The 21,446-nt window shown below is 33.7% G+C and carries 21 protein-coding genes; 3 read left to right on the top strand and 18 right to left on the bottom strand.

Annotated elements, in window-relative coordinates:
* Positions 1 to 45: 45 nt before the first annotated feature.
* From BLT22_RS07530 to BLT22_RS07505, 6 genes are all read right to left on the bottom strand, one after another.
* Positions 46 to 885, bottom strand: a complete 840-nt coding sequence (locus BLT22_RS07530) for a hypothetical protein (protein ID WP_091762136.1) — start codon at positions 883 to 885, stop codon at positions 46 to 48.
* Between the two features lie 16 nt (positions 886 to 901).
* A complete protein-coding gene (locus tag BLT22_RS07525) occupies positions 902 to 1,525 on the bottom strand; it encodes a YesL family protein (RefSeq protein ID WP_091762134.1) in 624 nt (207 codons plus the stop codon).
* Between the two features lie 10 nt (positions 1,526 to 1,535).
* Complete coding sequence (locus tag BLT22_RS07520) at positions 1,536 to 2,105, bottom strand: hypothetical protein (protein WP_091762132.1); 570 nt, start codon at positions 2,103 to 2,105, stop codon at positions 1,536 to 1,538.
* 29 nt (positions 2,106 to 2,134) lie between these two features.
* Positions 2,135 to 2,962: a carbohydrate ABC transporter permease gene (locus BLT22_RS07515; protein WP_091762130.1), complete on the bottom strand. Its 828-nt coding sequence runs from the start codon at positions 2,960 to 2,962 to the stop codon at positions 2,135 to 2,137.
* Between the two features lie 15 nt (positions 2,963 to 2,977).
* A complete protein-coding gene (locus BLT22_RS07510) occupies positions 2,978 to 3,883 on the bottom strand; it encodes a carbohydrate ABC transporter permease (RefSeq protein ID WP_091762128.1) in 906 nt (301 codons plus the stop codon).
* Between the two features lie 66 nt (positions 3,884 to 3,949).
* Positions 3,950 to 5,242 (bottom strand): ABC transporter substrate-binding protein, encoded by a 1,293-nt coding sequence (locus BLT22_RS07505; protein ID WP_091762126.1) that lies wholly within the window; start codon positions 5,240 to 5,242, stop codon positions 3,950 to 3,952.
* 256 nt (positions 5,243 to 5,498) lie between these two features.
* On the opposite strand from BLT22_RS07505, the gene BLT22_RS07500 reads away from it, so the two are divergent.
* Positions 5,499 to 6,296 carry a helix-turn-helix domain-containing protein gene (locus BLT22_RS07500; RefSeq protein ID WP_091762124.1) on the top strand — a complete coding sequence of 266 codons (798 nt, stop codon included), beginning with the start codon at positions 5,499 to 5,501 and terminating at the stop codon, positions 6,294 to 6,296.
* Between the two features lie 656 nt (positions 6,297 to 6,952).
* On the opposite strand, the gene rhaM is transcribed toward BLT22_RS07500, so the two are convergent.
* Genes rhaM through BLT22_RS07465 form a run of 7 tightly spaced genes read right to left on the bottom strand, consistent with a single transcriptional unit; the run spans position 6,953 to position 13,714 of the window.
* Positions 6,953 to 7,267 (bottom strand): L-rhamnose mutarotase, encoded by a 315-nt coding sequence (rhaM, locus tag BLT22_RS07495; RefSeq protein ID WP_091762122.1) that lies wholly within the window; start codon positions 7,265 to 7,267, stop codon positions 6,953 to 6,955.
* A 28-nt stretch (positions 7,268 to 7,295) separates the two neighbouring features.
* A complete protein-coding gene (gene rhaD, locus BLT22_RS07490) occupies positions 7,296 to 8,114 on the bottom strand; it encodes a rhamnulose-1-phosphate aldolase (protein ID WP_091762120.1) in 819 nt (272 codons plus the stop codon).
* A 23-nt stretch (positions 8,115 to 8,137) separates the two neighbouring features.
* The gene (rhaA, locus tag BLT22_RS07485) at positions 8,138 to 9,403 is read right to left on the bottom strand and encodes an L-rhamnose isomerase (protein ID WP_091762118.1); all 1,266 of its coding nucleotides are present in this window, start codon (positions 9,401 to 9,403) and stop codon (positions 8,138 to 8,140) included.
* Between the two features lie 15 nt (positions 9,404 to 9,418).
* Positions 9,419 to 10,831: a rhamnulokinase gene (gene rhaB, locus BLT22_RS07480; RefSeq protein WP_091762116.1), complete on the bottom strand. Its 1,413-nt coding sequence runs from the start codon at positions 10,829 to 10,831 to the stop codon at positions 9,419 to 9,421.
* 49 nt (positions 10,832 to 10,880) lie between these two features.
* Positions 10,881 to 12,170, bottom strand: a complete 1,290-nt coding sequence (locus BLT22_RS07475; RefSeq protein ID WP_091762114.1) for a TRAP transporter large permease — start codon at positions 12,168 to 12,170, stop codon at positions 10,881 to 10,883.
* Positions 12,160 to 12,687: a TRAP transporter small permease gene (locus BLT22_RS07470; protein ID WP_091762112.1), complete on the bottom strand. Its 528-nt coding sequence runs from the start codon at positions 12,685 to 12,687 to the stop codon at positions 12,160 to 12,162. The genes BLT22_RS07475 and BLT22_RS07470 overlap by 11 nt, the downstream gene beginning before the upstream one ends.
* A gap of 16 nt (positions 12,688 to 12,703) precedes the next feature.
* The gene (locus BLT22_RS07465; RefSeq protein WP_091762110.1) at positions 12,704 to 13,714 is read right to left on the bottom strand and encodes a TRAP transporter substrate-binding protein; all 1,011 of its coding nucleotides are present in this window, start codon (positions 13,712 to 13,714) and stop codon (positions 12,704 to 12,706) included.
* Positions 13,715 to 13,997: 283 nt separating this feature from the next.
* Here BLT22_RS07465 and BLT22_RS07460 point away from each other — a divergent pair, with 283 nt between their 5' ends.
* Complete coding sequence (locus tag BLT22_RS07460; RefSeq protein WP_091762108.1) at positions 13,998 to 14,981, top strand: AraC family transcriptional regulator; 984 nt, start codon at positions 13,998 to 14,000, stop codon at positions 14,979 to 14,981.
* 161 nt (positions 14,982 to 15,142) lie between these two features.
* Here the strand turns inward: BLT22_RS07460 and bglB are convergent, their stop codons facing one another.
* Both bglB and BLT22_RS07450 read right to left on the bottom strand, forming a co-directional pair.
* Positions 15,143 to 16,240, bottom strand: coding sequence for a beta-galactosidase BglB (bglB, locus tag BLT22_RS07455; protein ID WP_091762106.1), 1,098 nt, complete (start codon positions 16,238 to 16,240; stop codon positions 15,143 to 15,145).
* Positions 16,241 to 16,264: 24 nt separating this feature from the next.
* On the bottom strand, positions 16,265 to 17,110 hold the full coding sequence (locus BLT22_RS07450) for a sugar phosphate isomerase/epimerase family protein (protein WP_091762104.1): 846 nt from the start codon (positions 17,108 to 17,110) through the stop codon (positions 16,265 to 16,267).
* A gap of 214 nt (positions 17,111 to 17,324) precedes the next feature.
* Between BLT22_RS07450 and BLT22_RS07445 the strand changes: the two genes are divergently transcribed.
* The gene (locus BLT22_RS07445) at positions 17,325 to 18,083 is read left to right on the top strand and encodes an IclR family transcriptional regulator (protein ID WP_091762101.1); all 759 of its coding nucleotides are present in this window, start codon (positions 17,325 to 17,327) and stop codon (positions 18,081 to 18,083) included.
* 53 nt (positions 18,084 to 18,136) lie between these two features.
* Here the strand turns inward: BLT22_RS07445 and kduD are convergent, their stop codons facing one another.
* From kduD to fucO, 3 genes are all read right to left on the bottom strand, one after another.
* Positions 18,137 to 18,919: a 2-dehydro-3-deoxy-D-gluconate 5-dehydrogenase KduD gene (kduD, locus tag BLT22_RS07440; RefSeq protein WP_091762099.1), complete on the bottom strand. Its 783-nt coding sequence runs from the start codon at positions 18,917 to 18,919 to the stop codon at positions 18,137 to 18,139.
* A 28-nt stretch (positions 18,920 to 18,947) separates the two neighbouring features.
* Positions 18,948 to 19,778: a 5-dehydro-4-deoxy-D-glucuronate isomerase gene (kduI, locus tag BLT22_RS07435; protein WP_091762097.1), complete on the bottom strand. Its 831-nt coding sequence runs from the start codon at positions 19,776 to 19,778 to the stop codon at positions 18,948 to 18,950.
* Between the two features lie 232 nt (positions 19,779 to 20,010).
* A complete protein-coding gene (fucO, locus tag BLT22_RS07430; RefSeq protein WP_091762095.1) occupies positions 20,011 to 21,162 on the bottom strand; it encodes a lactaldehyde reductase in 1,152 nt (383 codons plus the stop codon).
* Positions 21,163 to 21,446 lie beyond the last annotated feature (284 nt).

Here is a 21,446-nt window from a genome sequence, read left to right as displayed (position 1 = left end):
AATAGATTAGTACGACATAAGTGCTTAAATTATCCGTATTTATTGCTAATTAACTATATTATCTCCGAAGGCTGCTATTTGAGTTAATGCTGGAAATGGAGAATCAGATTCCTGAGATTTTATTAACTGTTTCAATTTGATCCAATTTGTTTCTTTCATATCAATTTTATAACGCTGAGGTTCTGGAGTTTTCGCGAGGTCTAATTTTATTTCAGTTCCATCAGAAAATGCAATTGTTCCTTTTGTCCAAAAATTATCATGAGGAAAATCTGCGCGGATTGTTAATTCAAGCTCACTTATTGCAACTACTCTACCAAAATCAATTTTTAATTCTGCATCATCTTGTTGATTAATCCCCCATGATTGGAAGGGAAAAGATCCATGACTAAGATTTGCATAAATGCCATCGATTGCATTTAAAGCAAAGAAAGTAGAATCGTTTCTTGTTTCAACATTTGCACTGGCATGTGGGTACGCTCCAGTATCTTCTTTTGAGTCATGCGTATTCAATGTAAGATTCTGATAGGATTCAATTTCATAAGTTTCTGCTTTCCGCACAGATACATAATGTCTTTTCCCTTTAAAAGCAATGTCAGATGAAGACTCTTTCCAATCATCTTGCAGAGGTAGATTATATCTCCATTTCTTTCCTTGTATGAAAATAGTAGAAGGTGATAAAGTTTGGTCTAATTGAACAACAAGATACTGTTTAGGTTCTGAAAGTTCTATTTCAAAATAATCGCCTTCATGATATTCGAGATATTGTGTAGCGATATATACTCGCTCTTCTCCTGTACTAGTCATTAAAGCGGCAGTATCGTCATAATCATTTTTACCTAATTTCATTTGTCCATACTGATCAAATAAGCTTATGTTAATCATCATTTAAACTCTCCATTCTCTATTGAAGTGCTTGTATATCTAATGAACTGTCTTCATACAAATGAGTCACGACTTTCGTATTCAATATAGCAAGTAACCCTACAGAAAATAGAGAAATATAAGGAGCGACATAGACTGTTATGAAGACTGTGGATATAGTAGTCATTAATAAAAGAAAAGTCCACTGTATTTTTTGGACAGATAATACAAATGCTAATTTTACGATGTCCGAAACTTTCCCTTCTAATATTGCAGTTAATGGAGCCACAACGATTAATAGGGCAACACAAAACAGAAGTGTAAATAAGCTGATAAATAGTAAAAACGTTGTTAGTTCCGAACTTATAGAATTGTAAAAGAAGATACTGAATATTAGTAAACCAATAATACTTATAGAAAGAATACCCGGAAGTATCGTTTGTTTAAAACAACCAAAAAAGGAATAATAGTAATTTTTAAGTATACCTTGGTCCCTTCCATTTAACTGAATAGCACAGACCTTAAAAAGTGCAATCGTCGCTGGTCCAATCGTTACGATTGGTATACTGAATAGCACCCAAACAAGAGTCAGCAACATCATATCAGATAAGAAACCCATCATTCTCCAAAGTGGTTGATTTAAATCGAACATTTTTTTAAACATATTTATCCTCCTAAAACTCCTTTAATAAATATTCTATGAACTGGACTGCTGTCTCTTTTCTCTCTGATGTTCTAGGGATAGCTATCCAAGTATCAGTTGTGAGATGGTATTGATTACTAAATGTCTTTAGTTGAACAGCATAAGTATGATTCTGGTCATTTAACAATTGCTCATCCGCAAATAAGGCTTTTTCACCAATTAATTCATTTAAATTTTCAAATCCTTCTAACTTATAATAATGTTCTATTACCTCTTTGTTAGAAATCAGTATGTCTAATTCTTTTCCTGCAATCTGTGCAGTCAATCTACCAGCATCCATTAATTCTGCAGGATTTGGATCGCTCACTGAGAGAAACAGATCTGTAACTAACGAATATTCCTCCTTCTCATTTGAAACATAATTATACTCCCCTTTGAATTGTTCCATTATTGCTTTGCTTTCATTGCTCGTAAGCGAGCTGTTTGCTATATAAGCATTTAGCTTTACCTCTTTTGTTTCTACTAAGCTAATTGGATCAAGTAAATATAAGAGAACAAAAACGAGTACTCCTAAAATAAAATACTGCTTTTTAAAGTGCAAAATGGCTCTCTCTCCTTTACTATTATAAATTAGCCTTTAACTCCAATTGCTGCAACACCCTGAACGAAGTGTCTTTGCAAGGATAAGAAAACAACCAGTACAGGAATCAAAACAACAACCGATGCAGCCATAATCAATCCATACTCTGCTGAATATTGCGTGATAAACATTCGTAAACCAATTTGAATCGTTTTCAATTCATCTCTTGTTAAATAAAGTAACGGACCTAAGAAATCATTCCATGTGTTTACAAAAGTAAAGATTGTTAATGTACTTAATGCTGGTTTTGATAATGGCAGCATTATACGATAATAAATCTGGTAATCATTCATTCCATCCATTCTGGCCGCCTCAATCAACGAATCAGGTATTCCTTGATAAAACTGTCTCATCATAAAAACACCAAATGCTGAGAAGGCTTGAAGTAATATGATAGCTAGATGGGTATTATTTAACCCAAGTGAACGCATCATTATGAATTGAGGAACCATATATGCCTGCCATGGTACAGCAATCGTTGCTATATAAGCTACGAAAAGAAGGTTTCTTCCCTTAAATTCCAACTTTGAGAACGCATAGGCAGCGAAACTGCTGGTAGTCAATTGTAATAAAGTAACAATCAGCGTAATCTTAGCAGTATTATAAATAAATGTAGCTAATGGTATCCTCGTCCATATATCTATAAAGTTACTCCAAACAGGTTGATCTGGTATCCACTGAATGGGAAAAATGAAGATATCTCTATCAAATTTTATAGAAGACGATAACATCCACAGAAATGGAAAAATCATCGTAATTGTTACCGCAATCAAAAGAATATAGATAAAAAATTTTGATACTACCTTATTTGATTTCATTTATTCTGACTCCTTCTATTGGTTTGTAAATTTCTTCTCACCTAAAAACTGCACTAAAGTTACAATTAATACAAGTCCAAGTAATAACATTGAGATAGCACTTGAATATCCTAAATTCCAATTTAAGAAAGCTGTATTATAGATTTCATAGACCAATACTAACGTCGATGTTCCTGGTCCAGCTTGTGTAATCATATAAACGAAATCATATACTTTAAAACTGTTAATGGTTAAAATCATTAGCACAAAGAATGTTACTGGACGAAGCTGGGGTAAAGTCACATGCCAGAATTTTCCCCATCTACCCGCTCCATCTAAATTTGCTGCTTCATACAATTCTTCTGAAACCCCTTGTAGTCCAGCAAGGAAAATAACCATGTAGTATCCCATTTGTTTCCAGACACTGAATAGTACCAAAGTGAACATTGCCCATTCACTATCTGCAGCCCAACGAGGTGGATCTAAAATTCCAATCATACGTAATATCTCATTGATTGGTCCATTCACTGGATGAAAAATCATGTTCCAAACTGCAGCTACTGCTACTAGAGAAGCCACATAAGGAAAGAAAGCAATTGTTCTAAAAATGTTTCGTCCTTTAATTTTACTATTTAGTAAAGTTGCTAAAAACAATGCACAAGCCAAGGTCAATGGTACAGTTGCCAGAACATAGACTATTGTGTTCCATAATGCATCCTTAACTCGATCATCACCGAACATCTCTCTGAAATTATCTAAACCAATGAAGGTCATATCGTTACTACCATCCCATTGATGAAAAGCTAGCATAATCGCAAAAAAAATTGGACCTAATGTAAAGATTGCAAATCCTATAAAATTTGGTGCAATAAATGAATAAGCAGTTAACCTTTCCTTTAGTTTTCTCTTTTTCAGCGAATCTCTCTTCATTTGTGTTTCCATTTTACAACTCCAATCTTTTTTTAAACAATATGTAAAAGGAGGAATTAAATCCTCCCTATTTTTGAATTATTCTTTTAAAGCACTGACTTGTTCAGAAGCGTTCTTTAAACCATCTGAAATTTCTGTACTATAAGTCATGATATTGTCATGACTTTCGTTTAGAATAGTTTCTACCTCTGAAGCATTTTCATCTAAAGGCAATTCCAAGTATACGTTTGTAGTCTCTAAAGCTTCTTTACTTTGCTCATCTTCCGGGAACCCTTCAATCGAAGTGATTTTATTTATAACTTCATCAGATTGTATAGCTGGTATTGTTCCAGTGTCAGCAATAACCTGAGCCCCTTCTTCTCCAGTTACAAACTCCACGAATTCATACGCTAAATCTTTATTTTGGGAATTAGAACTGACTCCAAGAGATGTCATCGTGCCGCCAGTTGAACCTTCTTCAGCTCCATCTATTATCGGCATTTTTGCAATACCCCAATCAAATTCTTGACTTTCTCCAGATGATATTGCTTCTTGCAAAGTAGGAATAAACCAAGTTCCCATCAACATTGTGGCTACATTGTCTTGATAAAAGGCAGCTGAATAATGTAGGTTAGATGTTTTCAAAGATGCATAATCTTGTACGATCTCATCTTCTTGCTGAGAAACAGCCATTTCATAAATAGGATCTAAAAATGAGTAGTCTTCTGATACTAATGTATTCTCACCATCCAGTATTCCATATAATTGAACCTGACTCCGCCAAACGTGGTAATGTCCTCCATATATTTTTTCTCCGCGACTTTCTGTTGCTTTTTCAGATACATCACGCATCAATTGATCATAATCTTCATAAGTCATTCCATTTTGTGGATACTCTACTCCAGCATCATCAAAAATTGACTTATTGTAGTAAAGAACATAAAAGTCATTTCGCATAGGAACCGCATAAAATTCATCGTCAATTGTAATCTGCTCTACTGTTCCAGCATATTGGTCTAAATCGACGTCCTGAGCTCTTTCACTTAAAGGTTCTAACAAATTCCGGTTTGTCAGGGAAGAGTACCCGGGTATGTCTTTTACTGTTACTATATCAATCTTATTATCTCCACCAGATAGCTGAGTTCCAAGTACTGTTTGATAGTCTGTTGATCCTAAATCAAGTAACTCAACCGTTACACCATCATGCTCTGCTTCAAACGCCTCAACTAGCGGCTCATAGTATACAGTGGATTCAGTATCCCACAGTGACCAAGTCAAAGTTACATTTCCATCAGCCTCTGCATCATCACTACCACCATTTCCACAAGCACCAAGCATCAGGCCAGCCGAAAGTAAGCCTACTCCAGCTAAAAATCTTTTTTTATTATTCATTTTCTTCCTCCAAAAATTTAAATTTTATTAAGAGAACGTATACATAATGATATTTTTCATGAAACAACTCATTGTGATATTACCCCTGCAAGAGATGAATAAATCGGTAAATAAAGTTAATTAACTGTTAACAATATGATATAATACAAATGTAAGCGCTACAATATCGTAATCTGTTTAATACTAACTTTTTCAGTTATAAAAATTTTATATAGGTTTTGAAAATAATTAATATTTAATAAGGAGTGACAATCGTTTGACTCACGAATTTACTTTTTTATTTGGTGGTTTAAATGTAAGGCATCCTGAGGGTTTTGAAATGATTCGTCCCTATGGAGTACCTAACTATGTTTTTTTATCCATAAAATCTCCTGCTCTCTTTAAACTCAATGGACAAGAAAGTATTGTCGAACCGAATTCAATCGTCATAATAGAACCATTCACCCCCTATTATTATCACAACCCAGATGGACATTACATTGATGACTGGTTCCATTTTAAGTGTGAAGATTCTTTGTTTTTTCAAAAGAAAAAGTTATCAACTAACCACTTTCTACCTATTGCAGAACAGACAAATATTCATTTACTTATGCAAGAGCTTGTTTGGGAATCAGTTTACATAGCTGATGAAGTTAAAGATGAAAATCTTTCATTGATTATTCAAATCATGTTAAATAACGTAGCAGTGTGTGAAAAGAAAACAGTTTTATTGCAAAAGTATAGTCCTCATAATAGAAAATTGAGAGACTTGAGACTACAAGTACAGTCCTATCCAAAAGAACAGTATTCCGTAGAAAAAATTGCCAATGAAATGAACATAAGTGTTTCCTATTTTCAGCATTTATATAAAGACTTATTTGGTGTCTCTTTTCAAAAAGACGTAATCAGGTTAAAAATTGAATATGCTAAACATTTACTCTCTATAACTGATCTACCCAATTTTGAAATTGCTGACTTGTGCGGCTATACTTCAGAAGTTCATTTTTATAGACAGTTCAAGAAAGTAACTGGCTTAACGCCCTCTCATTATCAAAGTACAATTGAAATAATCTAGAAAAACTAAATTTTGTATTTATTAAGTTAAAAATAAAAACTCAATCTCAATATTATGAGATCGAGTTTTTATAAAATATATTTAGAGTTTTTTATTGTATTCAATATCTGCCACTGTTGTAGTTAAGAATTCTTCTAAATGATGCTATTTTTTGTTCTACCTTTAGTTGATTTTTTTAATTCAACATGGAAGCTAAATCCTTGGATGGACTTAAGTTCTCAATTTACATCTACTTCTCCAGCATCTATATTACTAATAAACTTCTCCGGCAAACGTTCTCACTATACAACATAATCTTGAAATACTCAGCTTTTGTTCCTACTTCAACGATTTCTTTTACGTTACTTTTGCTCAGTTCAGCAGAAATACTTTTTGCAAGCTCTTCTTTAGCCTATAGAATGGGATCAGTAATTTCAGATATATACCGCTCTTTCAGAAGAGGGATTTTTTCCAAAATTCTTTGAGTATAATTAGATCGAGAACTTTTTCAAGACTGCTTTCCAGCGCTTTAGAAGACCCTTTTATCACTTTAGATGTTGAAATATTTGAATGTTAAATTTTTCATGATTCGTTGTATCAACGAATGGTCTATCAATATAAAATTCCTACAAATTTAGGTTTAAATTCATTTGGTTCTCCACTTTAATGTTATCTATTTAATTTAAGTCAAATACATTTTTTAAGTTACTTGTGGTAGGAGAATGGTCTTCGTTTGTTTCCATAATGTCTTTCATATAGTCCCACCATTTTTTATTAATTTCTGTTGCTGGTAGTTTTTCCCATTTACTTTCATCTTCTATTTCTAGATAACCAAATAAGAAGTTGGTCTCTTCGTCCAACCAAATCGTATAACTCAGGCATCCATGTTGTTTCAATTCTTTTTTTAATTCTGGCCACAACTCGTCATGTCTCTTTTTATACTCTTCATGTTTATCTGGGTAGACTTTCATTCGTATAGCTTTTTTGATCAATGTACCCACTCACTTTCGTTACAACCTATTAATCTAAATAGCCATCTCTTGGTTTTACACCGAACCTATCAGCTAACTTTTTCAACTCTTCATCACTAATTTTAGCTTTCATTCCACCTTGAGCTTGGACATAAGTATAAACCTCTGCAGCTTTTTCTACTGTTTCAATTAAACCAAATGTTTCATCTAGATTTTTACCTGCTCCATAAATACCATGATAAGGCCATACAACTAATCTAGTCTCTTTCATTTTTTCAGAAGTAGCTTCTCCAATTTCATTTGTACCCGGAACAATCCAAGGAATGGTGGATACACCTTCAGGGAAGACGACGAGACACTCTGTGCATAATTGCCAAAGTTTACGTGTTAATTCTCTCTCATCTAAAGAATGAGTAAAGGTCATTGCTAATAAATGTGTCGCATGACAATGCATAATGACTCTATTGTCCGGATCAACACTTAATCGAGCAATATGACTCTGGAAGTGACTAGGTAACTCACTCGTCGGAAAAGAACCATCTTCGTATCCCCATAGTACTTCAACTGCTTTTCCATCATTACGTACACGGATTAGTCCAATATTATTAGCAGGATCTTTTTGTACATTTTTGAAATATTTACCAGATCCAGTAACCAAAAAGTATTTACCAGCTAATTCTTTAGCATCAAAATCTATCGGAATCGTACGTAAAATTCTATTAATATCCAGATATTTTATTACTTCTCCTTCTTCTAAAAGTAAAGTAACATTTCCACCATTTCTCTCGTCCCAGTTTCTCTGGTACATCAGTTGGGTGATCTCACTCATTTCAGTTACAAATGGACTCGTTAAGATATTTTTACTCATTTGGTCATTCTCCTTCTACTTTCTCAATTTGAACGTTTTAATAATACATCTTTTTCATATTCTTTAACTTCTTCATACCATGCAAGTCCAACTGGCACATTATTTATTAAACAGAAATAATTCCAGATATCACTATATGGTAAGTCTTTCATCTCTTCTGTATAAACGAGTCGCTTCGTGTAATCAAAATCAAGTTCCGCTTTTTTAAGCTCATTGACAGGATCTAACAATGCTTTTAGTAATGCTTTTTGAGCATTGCGTACGCCAACTACCCAAGCAGCTATCCGATTAATCGTAGCATCAAAGAAATCTAGCCCAATTGCGGTGCGTTCCAAGAGCTCGTTTCGAACGATTTCTTTCATTATCTCCTGCAGCTCATCATCCATAATAATGACATGATCGCTATCCCAACGAACCGGTCTACTTACATGGAGCATCAAGCTTTCACTGAATAATGCAAGCGCAGAGATCTTATTAGATATCATCTCTGTTGGATGATAATGACCAGCGTCCATCAAAATAGTTTTATTTCTAGAAATACCATATCCCATATAAAACTCATGAGAGCCAACTGTATACGCCTCTGCCCCTATACCAAATAATTTAGATTCAAGTGTATCTTCAGTATAATCTGGATTTACTTTTTCACTGAAAATTTCATCGTAAGACTCCATCAATCTCTTTCTGGGAGACAAGCGATCAATTGGATTATCTTTCATCCCATCTGGAATCCAAAAATTATTATAACTTTTTTGTCCTAATTCTTTCCCAATATATTCCGCAACTTTTCTAGAACGTTTTCCGTGTTCAATCCAAAAGTCTCTAACTGTTTTATCTGGATGGGCTAATGTATATCCATCTTTAAACATTTTATGATTAAAGAAAGTTGGATTAAAATCTAGCCCTAACTCTCTTTCTTTTGCCCAATCGATCCACTTCTGGAAATGTCTTGGTTCTATTTCGTCAAAGTCTATCTGTTCTTCAGTATCTACATACATCGCATGCAGATTGACTTTATGTTTACCAGGAATCAAAGATAAAGCTTTGTCTAAATCTCGTCTTAACTCTTCAGGAGTCCTAGCACGTCCTGGATAATCTCCCGTAGACATAATCCCACCAGAAAGTTCTCCATCCGGATTTAAAAATCCGATAACATCATCTCCCTGCCAACAATGCATGGAAATTTTAACTTTTTGCAAAGTATCTAATGCTTTTTGCACATCTACTCCTACTTCTGAGTAGCGTTTACATGCTTCTTCAAATCTATTTTTGATTTCTTCTGGTTTCATACTTGTGCTGCTCCTCTATCCTATCCTATTATTAGGTTCATATTTTTCAATTTCAAAAGATCTTTGTATTAACTTCCGGCCTTCAGCAATATCTGCTAGTTCATTTGTGGTAACCATTTGTACGATTATATTCCCTATGGCTGTAGCTTCATTTGGACCTGCATATACAGTTTTCTTTGTTAAATCAGCAGTCAACTGGTTTAATGTTTCTACATTTGATCCGCCACCGACAATGTAAAGCTGGTCTATATGCCTATTTGCAATATCTTCGATATGATTAAGCTCTTTCTGATAACTTTTCGCTAAACTAGAGTAGATACAGTTAACAACTTCCCCAATTGTTTCAGGAACGGGTTGTAAAGTTTCACGACAAGCTTGTTGAATTTCTCCAATCATATTTGCCGGATTTATAAATCTAGTATCGTTGACATCTATGATTGCAGTGAAATACTCATACTGATCCGCAGCCTTGGCCATATCTGCAAAAGAAAGCTCTTGATTTTGCACTCTTTTAACTTCTTGGACCATCCAAAGTCCCATAATATTTTTAAGAAAACGATAGGTGCCATATGCGCCCCATTCATTCGTAAAATTATTCAAGAAAGCTTTTGACGTATTTACCGGATTAGTCGTTTCAATTCCAATCAGTGACCAGGTTCCACTAGAAAGGTAAGCCCAACTATCTGATGCAGTAGCGGGGACTCCAATTACTGCACTTGCAGTATCATGAGAGGCCACAGTAATCACTTCAACTTCTGGAATATCATATTGTTCAAACCATTTATTTTGAATTTTACCTAAAAATGTTCCAGCATCAGTTAATGGTGCAAATAGGTCTTGTGTCACTTCCACTAGATCTAATAATTCCGGATCAAATGAAGAACTTCTCAAATTAAGCATTTGCGTTGTTGAAGCATTTGTTATTTCAGTTACTTGATTACCTGTTAGTACAAATCCAATATAATCAGGAATAAACAAAAGCTTATCTGCTTTTCTTAATACTGATTTATCTTCAGCAAATAATTGATAAAGCGTATTTAATTCTAAGAATTGAATACCTGTTTTATGATAGATTGATTCTTTGGAAAACTGATTAGTTAACTGTTCAATTTTATTTTTTGTCCTTTTATCTCGATAACTGATTGGGTCTGCTATTTTCTCTTGACTGTCATTTAACAGAACATAATCAACAGCCCATGTATCAATTCCCAAATACGTTTGATCAATCCCTTTAGTTTTTGCTTTCTCCAGACCGATAAAGATTTCACGCACTAATGCATCAATATTCCATCGATCATGATGATTAATTCTCTGGAATCCATTTTTAAAGCGATGGATCTCTTCGATTACTAGCTTTCCATTAACAACCCTGCTATGAAGTAATCGACCGCTGCTAGCACCGATATCTACCGCAATATAATTTTTCATACATACACCTCACCTTGATCAATAACTTGCTGACTTCCATAAGAGGAAATTATCCTAATAAATTAGGGAACCACATAAAGAGATCAGGGAAGTAAGTGATCAAGAACAATAATCCTAATATTCCAATATAAAATGGAATCAATGGCCTGATAACAGTTTCGAATTTCACTTTTGCTACACTTGCTCCTACATATAAGCCTGTTCCAACTGGTGGTGTGATAGAACCAACTGAAAAGTTCATTATTGCAAATAATCCAAAGTGTACTGGGTCTATACCAATTTCTTGTACGATTGGTAAAAATATTGGTGTAAAGATTAAAATTGCTGGTCCAACATCCATAAAACAACCGACAAGCAGGAAAATAACATTGATAATCAATAAGGTGAAGAAAGCATTTGCTGATATCCCTAAAACTAAGCTACTTACTGCAGCTGGAATACTATTTAAAGCCATCCCAAAAGACATCAATGATGATGTAGCAAGTAGTAACATAATTGTTCCTGAAGTTTCAATTGTTTGTCTAAATAAATTTGGAAAGTCTTTAATACTGATACTCTTATAAACCATTGATAATATTAATGAGTAAGCCACACAGACAGCTGAAGCTTCAATCGCTGTGAAAAACCCTGTCAAAATCCCTCCGATAACAATGAAAATTAATAATAAACTTGGGACGGCGTCCATTATAATTTTTATCTTGCTTTCACTTTGTTCAACTTTTACAATAGGGTACTTGTTTTTCTTTGCTAATACATAGCAAATCAGTGAAACAATCAATATCCAAGCTGCACCAACAATATACCCACCTAAGAATAAAGCAGAGATTGATGCACCACTAACTAATGAATACATAATAAATGCTGTACTAGGAGGAATAATCATTCCAGAAGGCGCAGATGCGATATTTGCAGCAGCTGCATATCCTTTATCATAACCAGCTTCAATTTGTTGTGGAACTAACACGCCACCGATTGCAGTAGAAGCTGCAATTGCAGAACTAGACATTGAGCCAAATAATCCATTCCCAATTGTATTCGTTATTGCTAATGCCCCAGGAATCTTCCCTACCAATAACATGGAGAATTTGATTAGCCGTTTGGCTATTCCGCCATTGTTCATAATAATGCCTGACATAATAAATAACGGAATAGAGATCAAGGTGAAACTATTTAAACTAGTTACAATTTTTTGAGAAGCTGTAAACATTGTGATATCTAATGGTAAATTAAGCATGATAATTGATAGAGATGAGACAGCTATCGCAATCGCAATAGGCACTCCGATGATCAATAAGATCATGAAAGTTATAAGTAATAAGAGACCAGCTTCAAACGCCATGATTATTCACTTCCTTTTCTAATTCATGTTTATTATCTTCATCCACCAATTCACCAATTTTTCTTAAATCAATCAAATTGATTAGACTATATAAGAAGAAAAAGATTCCAGCTATTGGAACAGCCAAATATACATAAGCCATAGAAATCCCTAATGAAGGAGAAGTCTGATGAACAGAAATCAAAATCCCTCTATATCCTCCATAAATCAGCACAGATAATGAAAATAACATAAAGAACACATGGATAATTTGAGCAATCCAGTATCGATATTTTCTGTTTAACTTATCTTGAACAAAAGTTACAACTACATGCGCATTCCTACCCACTGAATATGCTCCAGCTAACATGGATAACCAAACTAGAGCAAATCTAACGACTTCTTCAGTGATAGTACTTGGATCATTTAATACAGTACGCGCAAATATTTGCCATAGTACAAGCAATAGCATTACTGCTAAAAGCAAACTACAGACACCTTCAAGAAACTTATTTAAATATTTTTTTAATGTTTGCATACTACACCTTCTTTACTTATTTTTGAACTTCTACTATTTCTTTATATAAATCGCCTAGTTTTTCATCATTTTCAAATTCTTCAGCAATTGGTGCTACTAATTCTCTAAAGGGTTTATTATCAACTTCATTAAATTCAACTCCGTATTCTTCAGCAGCTTCTTTTTTCTCTTTTTCAACAGCATCATTGAAGACTTCTTTTTCGTATTCAGTTGACTCAGCTGCAGAATCCATAATAATTGCCTTTTCTTCCTCCGTTAACCCTGCCAATCTTTCATCATTCATAATAATGATATCGGGAATACGCGTATGTTGATCATAACTATAATATTTTGCTACGTTCCCGTGACCTGCAGTAACCAATACAAATTCATTATTTTCAGAACCATCAATTAATCCTGATTGAAGAGAAGCGTATACTTCATCGCTACCCATTGGAACAGCAGATCCGCCTAAAAGGCTCATCATTTTAACAGCTGTTTCACTTTCCATTGTTCTGATTTTCTTACCTTGAAGATCAGCAGGGGTTTCTACAGGACCATCAACCATGTAAAAACTTCTCTGACCACTATCGTAATAAGTAATTCCACTAAATCCTAGATCACTTGTTGAGCCATAGATTTGATCCATAATACTATCATCTTCCATCACTTTGAAAAAACTTTCTTCATCATCGAAAAGATAAGGAATCCCAAAAATTGAATAATGTTCTGAGAAACCTTCTAAAGCAGCTCCACTGACCTTAGTAAAGTCAATAGCCCCTGTTTGGGTCAACTGAATCAAATCAGTCTCTCCTCCAAGTTGACTATCTGGGTAAAAGTCCACTTTCATTTCTCCATTTGACTTTTCTTCTACGAGTTCTCCAAAAAGTGCCATCGAATCTTTTACCGGTTGGCTATTACTTGCATAAGCAAATCTAAATACTTTAACTTCCTTTGCTGAACTTGTGGTGCCACAAGCTGTCAAGACTGGTATAATTACCAAGAGTAAACTTAACCATCTTTTTTTGAACAATATGATTCCCTCCATTTAAATAATGATGTAACCAGCAAATACTTAAAAATTAGTATTTGTTACGCTACTCCTTAATCTTAAAAAATATGATTGCAGACTATCGACAAGTAATTAAAGCGCTTTAATTACACTTACATCATATCGACTCCAGCGAATCTAACCAATGACGAGATCTATGTAAAAAAGTAACCATTTATCGGATAATACTCTCCTATTATAAATTAAATGTAAAATAATACACAAACAAATTGAAATCGCATTCAAATGGTTTATAATCTTAACTAAAGGAGTAGATATTATGCATGAAATCGTTTATCAATACTTATACAACTATAATTCAATTGAAAGAGAACAAAGAATGACCGGGGAATTTATAATGGATTTACCAAAAGAATCATTCCGATATACTAAAGGCAAGATGATTTTAACTGATCAGTACTTTCTGAAAAATGACCGAATCTACATAAGTAAACATAATAGATTCGCAAAGTATCCTGAACATACTCACAAATTCTTAGAATTAAATTACATGTTAAATGGCAAAAGCCGTCAAATAATTAATGGTAAACAAATGTTATTGAATGAAGGCGAACTTTTATTGTTAGATCATGGCTCTACACATTCAATTGAAGCTCTAGGAAATGAAGATATTTTAATTAATATTATTTTTCCACAAACTAAATTTGATTTGAATTGGTTAAGTCAAGTTCATGCTCAAGACAGTAGTTTATTTCAGTTTTTAGTTCGTACCGTTTCTGAAAATTCTAAAGGACAGTCGATTATTTTTGAAAGTAGTCAAAATGCTGCAATTAAATCTATTATGATCCAGATGCTGAACAAGTATTTTACAGCTTCTACTTTCTCGAATGAAATACTAAGTTACTATCTACCGATCCTTTTTATGGAACTTGTTGGTAACACAACCTATTCACTCGATACTACACAAAAAGAAAATTCAGCAAACAAAATCGTTATTGAAGTATTAAAAAGTATCGAAAACGACTATCAGAAAATTACACTAGAAAAGTTATCCAGTCATTTAAGTTACAGCACAAATTATCTATCAGAAATCATTAAAAATAAAACAGGCAAAACTTTTGTAAGTCTTGTTAATGAAGAAAGAATGAAACGGGCGCGATTTTTAATTGAAAGTACTGAATTACCTATTGAAGAAATTTGTCATGCCATTGGACTTCAAAATAAAACTCATTTTTATAAACTTTTTAGAGAAACCTATCAGTTAAATCCAGGTGTGTATAGAAAATCAAAAAAACAAGAGTAGTAGTTTTAACTACACTCTTGTTTTTTTGATTTTTTAATTTATTTTGACTATTACTTAAAAATGATTTTGATATGTTAATAATCTAAAATTTTTATAGCTTTTTTATAATTCGTTTGCTATTAAAGAATAGACTTTATAACTAAAATAGTTCACTTTAACTACTATACATAGATATAAAGGTATTCTGTTAGGGCTAAAATAGCTAAAGACTGACCATAAGGCATTGTTGTTAATTTTATATTTCTATAATAATCTAACTCTTCCCTTAATGCCGTTCCAATCGAAACATTCTCTACCGCACCCTCTCCATTAATATTATCTAGTAAACCTTTAATTGCTTTTTCAGCCATTGGCAAGTAGTCTCTAGATAAGTAGCGTTTACGGATACCTTTCAAGATACCAAAAACAAATCCGGCTGTTGCAGATGCTTCCAAATAAGAATCAGACTCATTAATCAATGTTGGCCATAATCCACTTTCGTCTTGATATTGTTCTAAAGCTGCGACTTGTCTATTTAACGTTTCAACGAAAAATTCATATAGATGATCCCCTTTTTTAAGATCTAAAATCTCTATAATTTCGGGAATAGCAATAGTCGCCCAACAATTTCCTCGTCCCCATAATGCATCGGCAAAGTGATGATGCCCTTCAAAAGTCCAACCATGATACCAAAGTCCCGTTTCTCTATCTGCTAGATATTTAATATGAAGTAGAAATTGTCTTTTAGCCTCTTCTACATATTCAGGTTTATCTAATAACAACCCAATTTTTGCAAGTGGTAAAACGGTCATCATTAAAGTATCAGCCCATAACTGATTCGTATTGGGCGGACCATACGTCATATGTTGCAGTCCATTTTCATCTGTACGCGGCATATCATACATTACCCAATCTGCCCATTGTTCTAAAAAGGGCTTGAACTCTGTTTTATTTTCTTCCTCATAAATAAATGCCATTGTTAAAAGGGGAGCCATTGTATTAACATTTTTTGGAGGTGAACCTTCTAGTAATCGTTGTTCGAACCATTCATCCAAAATTAATTTGGCTTTTTCATTTTTTGTTTGTTTATAATAAGAATGAAGTCCATATAAACCAACTCCTTGCGGCCAATTCCAAACATGCCAACTTTTATCATCAATCATCATACCGTCTAATTCAAAAAGAAACTCGCCATTTTCATCTTTAATGTTTGATAGATTTTCTGCCAGTAAGTCAATTTTTTCAATAATGATATCTTTATTTAATTCTACTTTGGTCATTTCGGGTCATCCTTTTCTCTTGATTTATTTTATAAATTTATTTTTTAAAAAATGAAGACTTTCATCAATATAAGGTTCTTGTGTTTCTTCAAGCAGTATAGGAATCATAGGCTTGGATTGTTTAATTTTTTCTATAAAATAAGTATAATCCAATTCTCCTTTCCCAACCGGTACAATTTTCAGTTCACGGTTTTCTATTACATAATCTTTTGCATGAATTACGGTTATTCTGTCTCCAAACAAATCGAACGCTTCATCAATGATTGCATGTTGTTTTTCGATTGTGGTATCTTCTGGATAAAGATAGTTAACAGGGTCCAATATCACTTGTAAATTTTGAGAATCAATATCATCTAATAATCGCTTCATCATACTAGGTGAATAAATTGGATGGTTGATTCCACCTTCTACTGTCATGATCACACCAAATTTTTCAGCTTCATTAACTAACTCGCTTATACTTTCTACAACTTTTAAATAAGCTTCTTCAGTATAATTATCTTTTGTAAATTGAATCTCTGGATAGACGCCACCTGTTTCTGTACCTACAGTAGCAGCCTTGAACTGACTAGCATAGCGAATATGCGTTTTAAAAAAATCTAAGGCTTTTCTTCTCGCTATTTCATCTGGATGAATCATATTAATGTAACAACCCAAAACTGAAATATCGATTCCCTTTTCATCAAAAAGTCTACCGATTTTACTGGCAAACCCAATATTAAAACTTTCTTGATTCAAAGGAAATTCTTTTACAGATTTCATTAACGCTAATTGTATGGATTGTATCCCCTTATTTTCTATAGTATTTGCCAAGTCTTCTAAAGTCTCATTCTCAATATCATGGGCTCTGATCCCTATGTTGAATTTCATAAATTTACAACATCCTTTTTATATTTTGTAAGCCTTCACATTATTATATACAAGTTTCTTATTTATTTCTATATGATTAACTTAATTTCTATATAAGAAAAAAATATTGTAAAACAGACTTTAATCTGATATAATTAAAAAAATTTCCTATATAGAAACATCCACTGTGTTTAAGAAAACATTCACAAATAATTTTATTATAAGGAGTATTCATATGGTTCAGAAACAAGCTTACGGAAGTGTTCTGTTGAAAGCAGATGATATTTTAGAATTTTTATCGAGTGATGATACACAACACCGATTGAGTGAAATTGCCAAACATACTGGTCTAACGCCTCCAACTGCTTCAAAAATACTCAATACCTTACTTCTAATTGGTTATGTTCAAAAAGACCCTGATACTAAGTTATTCAGTTTAGGTCCAAGATTATTAAAATATGCGAACAAAAGTCTTCATCAGTTAAGCATAAAAAGAATTGCTCAGCCTTTTCTCGAAGATCTACAAAAGGCCACAGGAGAAACGGTTCATTTAGGCATTCATGAGTTCGATCATATTAAATATATTACTAAAATCGCTAGCAAAAAACCTGTTTCCTTGTATAGTGAAATCGGTAAATCGATACCAATGTACTGTTCTGCAATGGGAAAAGCAGTACTTGCAGATTTGGATGATGACGATATTAATTATTATCTTGAAAAGAATGAACTGATCAGCAAAACAGAAAACACCATTACTACAGCTGAACGATTATTTGAAGAAGTCAACTTAGCTCGCCAAGAAGGTTTTGCTTTTGATAATGGTGAACATGATTTAGATGTGTTTTGTATTGGTTCCAGCATTACTGTTGGACGAACGAATTATGGAGCCATCAGTATCAGCTTACCTATATATCGTCTCTCTAACGAAGTATTAGAATCCCTTAAACAAAATTTGCTCACAACAAAAGAAAACTTAATTGGAACTTTACGTTAAGAAATGTAGCTACCCAGTCCGTATGACCAGGTAGCTACTTTTGTTTTGAATCCTTATCTAGTTAGCCATCCACCATCTACTGCTAATACATGTCCATTCACATAATCAGAAGCTGGACTTGCGAGGAACACCATTGTGCCCATTAACTCTGAGGGATCTCCCCATCTAGCTGCAGGAATACGGTCAACAATTTCTTTATTTCGCTGTTCGTCTGCTCTGATTGGAGCAGTGTTTGCTGATACAAAATACCCTGGTGCTATTGCATTAACCGTTACATTATGTTCAGCTAATTCATTAGCAAACGCTCTGGTCAGACCTTGCACAGCATGCTTACTTGCTGTATAAGAAGGTACAAATTTACCACCTTGGAATGATAACATTGAAGCAATGTTGATAATTTTACCATAACCTTGAGAGACCATATGTTTAGCAACACGTTGACTTAAATAGTAAACAGAGTTTTGATTGATATCAATAACGGCTTTCCAGTCTTCATCTTTATATTCTAATAAAGGTGCACGTCTAATTGCTCCTGCATTATTAACTAAAATATCGATTTTACCAAATATTTCTACCGTCTTTTCTACCATAGCTTCCATTTGGTCAATTTTTGTTAAATCAGCTTGATAAAACTCCAATCTTACTCCAGTAGGTTCAACCAGAGTGGTAACTTCTTCAACATTGTTATCAAAAGTAGCCACCATAATATCAGCACCAGCTTTAGCCAATGCAACAACATAGCCCATACCAAGTCCAGTATTTCCACCTGTCACCAAAGCAACTTTACCTTTTAGTGAAAACATATCTAAAGAAAAATCTTTTAATGAATTTGTCATTCTCTATTCCTCCTAATTTCTTGAATCATTATTTTAATTCAGACATTTTTACGTGGTCCATATCATCATAAGTGATATTTTCACCACACATTGCCCAGATAAACGTATAATCAGCTGTAGCCACTCCACAATGAATAGACCAGCTTGGTGATATAACTGCTTGTTCATTTGCCATGACTAAATGACGCGTTTCATCCGGTTCTCCCATAAAATGAAAGGCTCTAGTATTTTGTTCCATATTGAAATATAGATAAACTTCCATACGACGATCGTGCGTATGGGCTGGCATGGTATTCCATGTACTTCCGGGTTCTAAAATGGTATATCCCATTTGTAGCTGGCAGCTTTCACAATTATTTGGATGTACATACTGATAGATTTTACGTTCATTTAATGTGCTTTGTTCTCCTTTTTCAAGGGGTGTCATAGTATTAATGTCTAATTTTACGGTTGGATATTTTTTGTGTGCTGGTGTGGATACAACATAGAACTTGGCTGGTTTATTAGGGTCAACTGAATCAAATGTCAGTTCTTTGGTTTCTTTTCCAACATAAAACCCATCCCGGTTATTCACTTCATATTTTTCTCCATCGATAACTACCGTACCATCTCCACCAATGTTGATTAATCCAAGTTCTCTGCGTTCAAGAAAATACTCTACACCTAGTTCTTTATCTAAAGAAATTTCCAAGGTATGACCAGTAGGAACTACGCCACCAAATATCATACGATCATGATGTGTGTAAGTTAGAGTAACTTCTCCTGGAACAAAAAGCTTTTCTACCATAAACTGGTTCCGTAATTCATCTGTTGTTAATCGTTTTACATCGTTAGGTCCTGTTGCATATCTTGTTTCCACTTATAATTCCTCCTAAAATCTTTTTATTTCTTATTTGGAAATCGTATTTTCTTATAAGAAATTATATCTAAAGTATAGTAAAGCGATTACTATTATGCAAGTGTTTTAATGTGATTTACTTAATTTCCAAATAAGAAACTAAATTGTCTGAATAGCATGGTGATTTTAAAATTTTCTAAAAAAACCTTTCAGCCACCATAAAATGGCTGAAAGGTTTTTAAACTATTATTTCTTATAAAAGATTAGTATACAATTTGATAATATCTTCAAGACTAGCGTCTCGAGGATTCCCTGGTGTACAAACATCCGCTAATGCATCTTTAGCAATATTTTCAATATCGTCTTTTTTTACACCGAGTTCAGAAATCGTAGCTGGAATTCCTACATCCTTACTCAATTGATCAATTGCTTCGCAAGCGGCATTTCTTACATCTTCTAAATTCATACTATCTGCGTTCTCTACTTTTAGTACTTTAGCAATCTCTCTGTATTTTTCGCCAGTATAATCTTTATTGTATTTCATTACACTAGGTAAAAGAGAAGCACAAGCTACTCCGTGAGGAATATTATACCAAGCACTTAATGGGTGAGCCATACCATGCACTAAACCCAATCCAACATTTGAAAATCCCATTCCTGCAATATATTGTGCAAGCGCCATTTGCTCTCTTGCTTCCAAGTTTCCTTCAACAGAATCTCTCAATGCAGCTCCAACCATTTCAATTGCATTGATGTGCAATATATCAGTCATTTTCCAAGCGCCTTTTGTAATATATCCTTCGATTGCATGCGTCATGGCATCCATTCCTGTTGCAGCAGCTAATTGTTTTGGCATACCCATCATCATTTCACTATCTACAAATGCAACGATCGGAATATCATGTGGATCGGCACACACAAATTTACGATTTTTCTCTTCGTCCGTAATAACATAATTAATGGTAACTTCAGCGGCCGTACCTGAAGTAGTTGGCACAGCTAAAATAGGTAAACAGGCCTGTTTCGTATCTGCAACACCTTCCAGACTTACTACATCAGAGAATTCCGGATTTGTTGCGATAATAGCAATGGCTTTTGCAGTATCAATTGGTGATCCTCCTCCAATTGCGACAATACAATCCGCATTCGCTGCTTTGACAACGTCTACTCCATCTTTTACATTTTGAACTGTTGGATTCGGCACAACCTGATCAAAAACTGTATATGAAATATTTTGTTCATCAAGTAAATCCGTTACTTTGGACACAAGACCATGTTCAACAAGTCCACTATCTGTGATGACTACAATCTTTTGAAATCCCCTTTTTGTAATTTCGGAAGTAATATCTTGAATTGCGCCTTTTCCAAAATAAGCGGTTTCATTTAATACCATACGATTCGACATCTATATTCCTCCTTATATTTTCTCGAATTAAATTTGATTACTTATATCAGAATTTATATCGAGTGAGTTAACACGTAAACTATACAACAAAATCTTAAATAAGTGAATAGAATCACAATTATATATATATTAAAGATTTACTTTTTAACATGAGTACAGCTAAATTTATTTTAGAAACTTCTTGTTAGATTTAATATCATTTCAGGTTAAGCACATTATGATTTTGTCTTTAGATCAATATTTTCAATGATGATAATACTCTTTGTATATAATAGGACATCTAT

This window comes from Marinilactibacillus psychrotolerans (genome assembly GCF_900101525.1).
In the GTDB taxonomy this organism is placed as follows: domain Bacteria; phylum Bacillota; class Bacilli; order Lactobacillales; family Carnobacteriaceae_A; genus Marinilactibacillus; species Marinilactibacillus psychrotolerans.
Note: the sequence above shows the minus strand (reverse complement) of the source record. Positions and strands in the feature narration are given on the sequence as shown.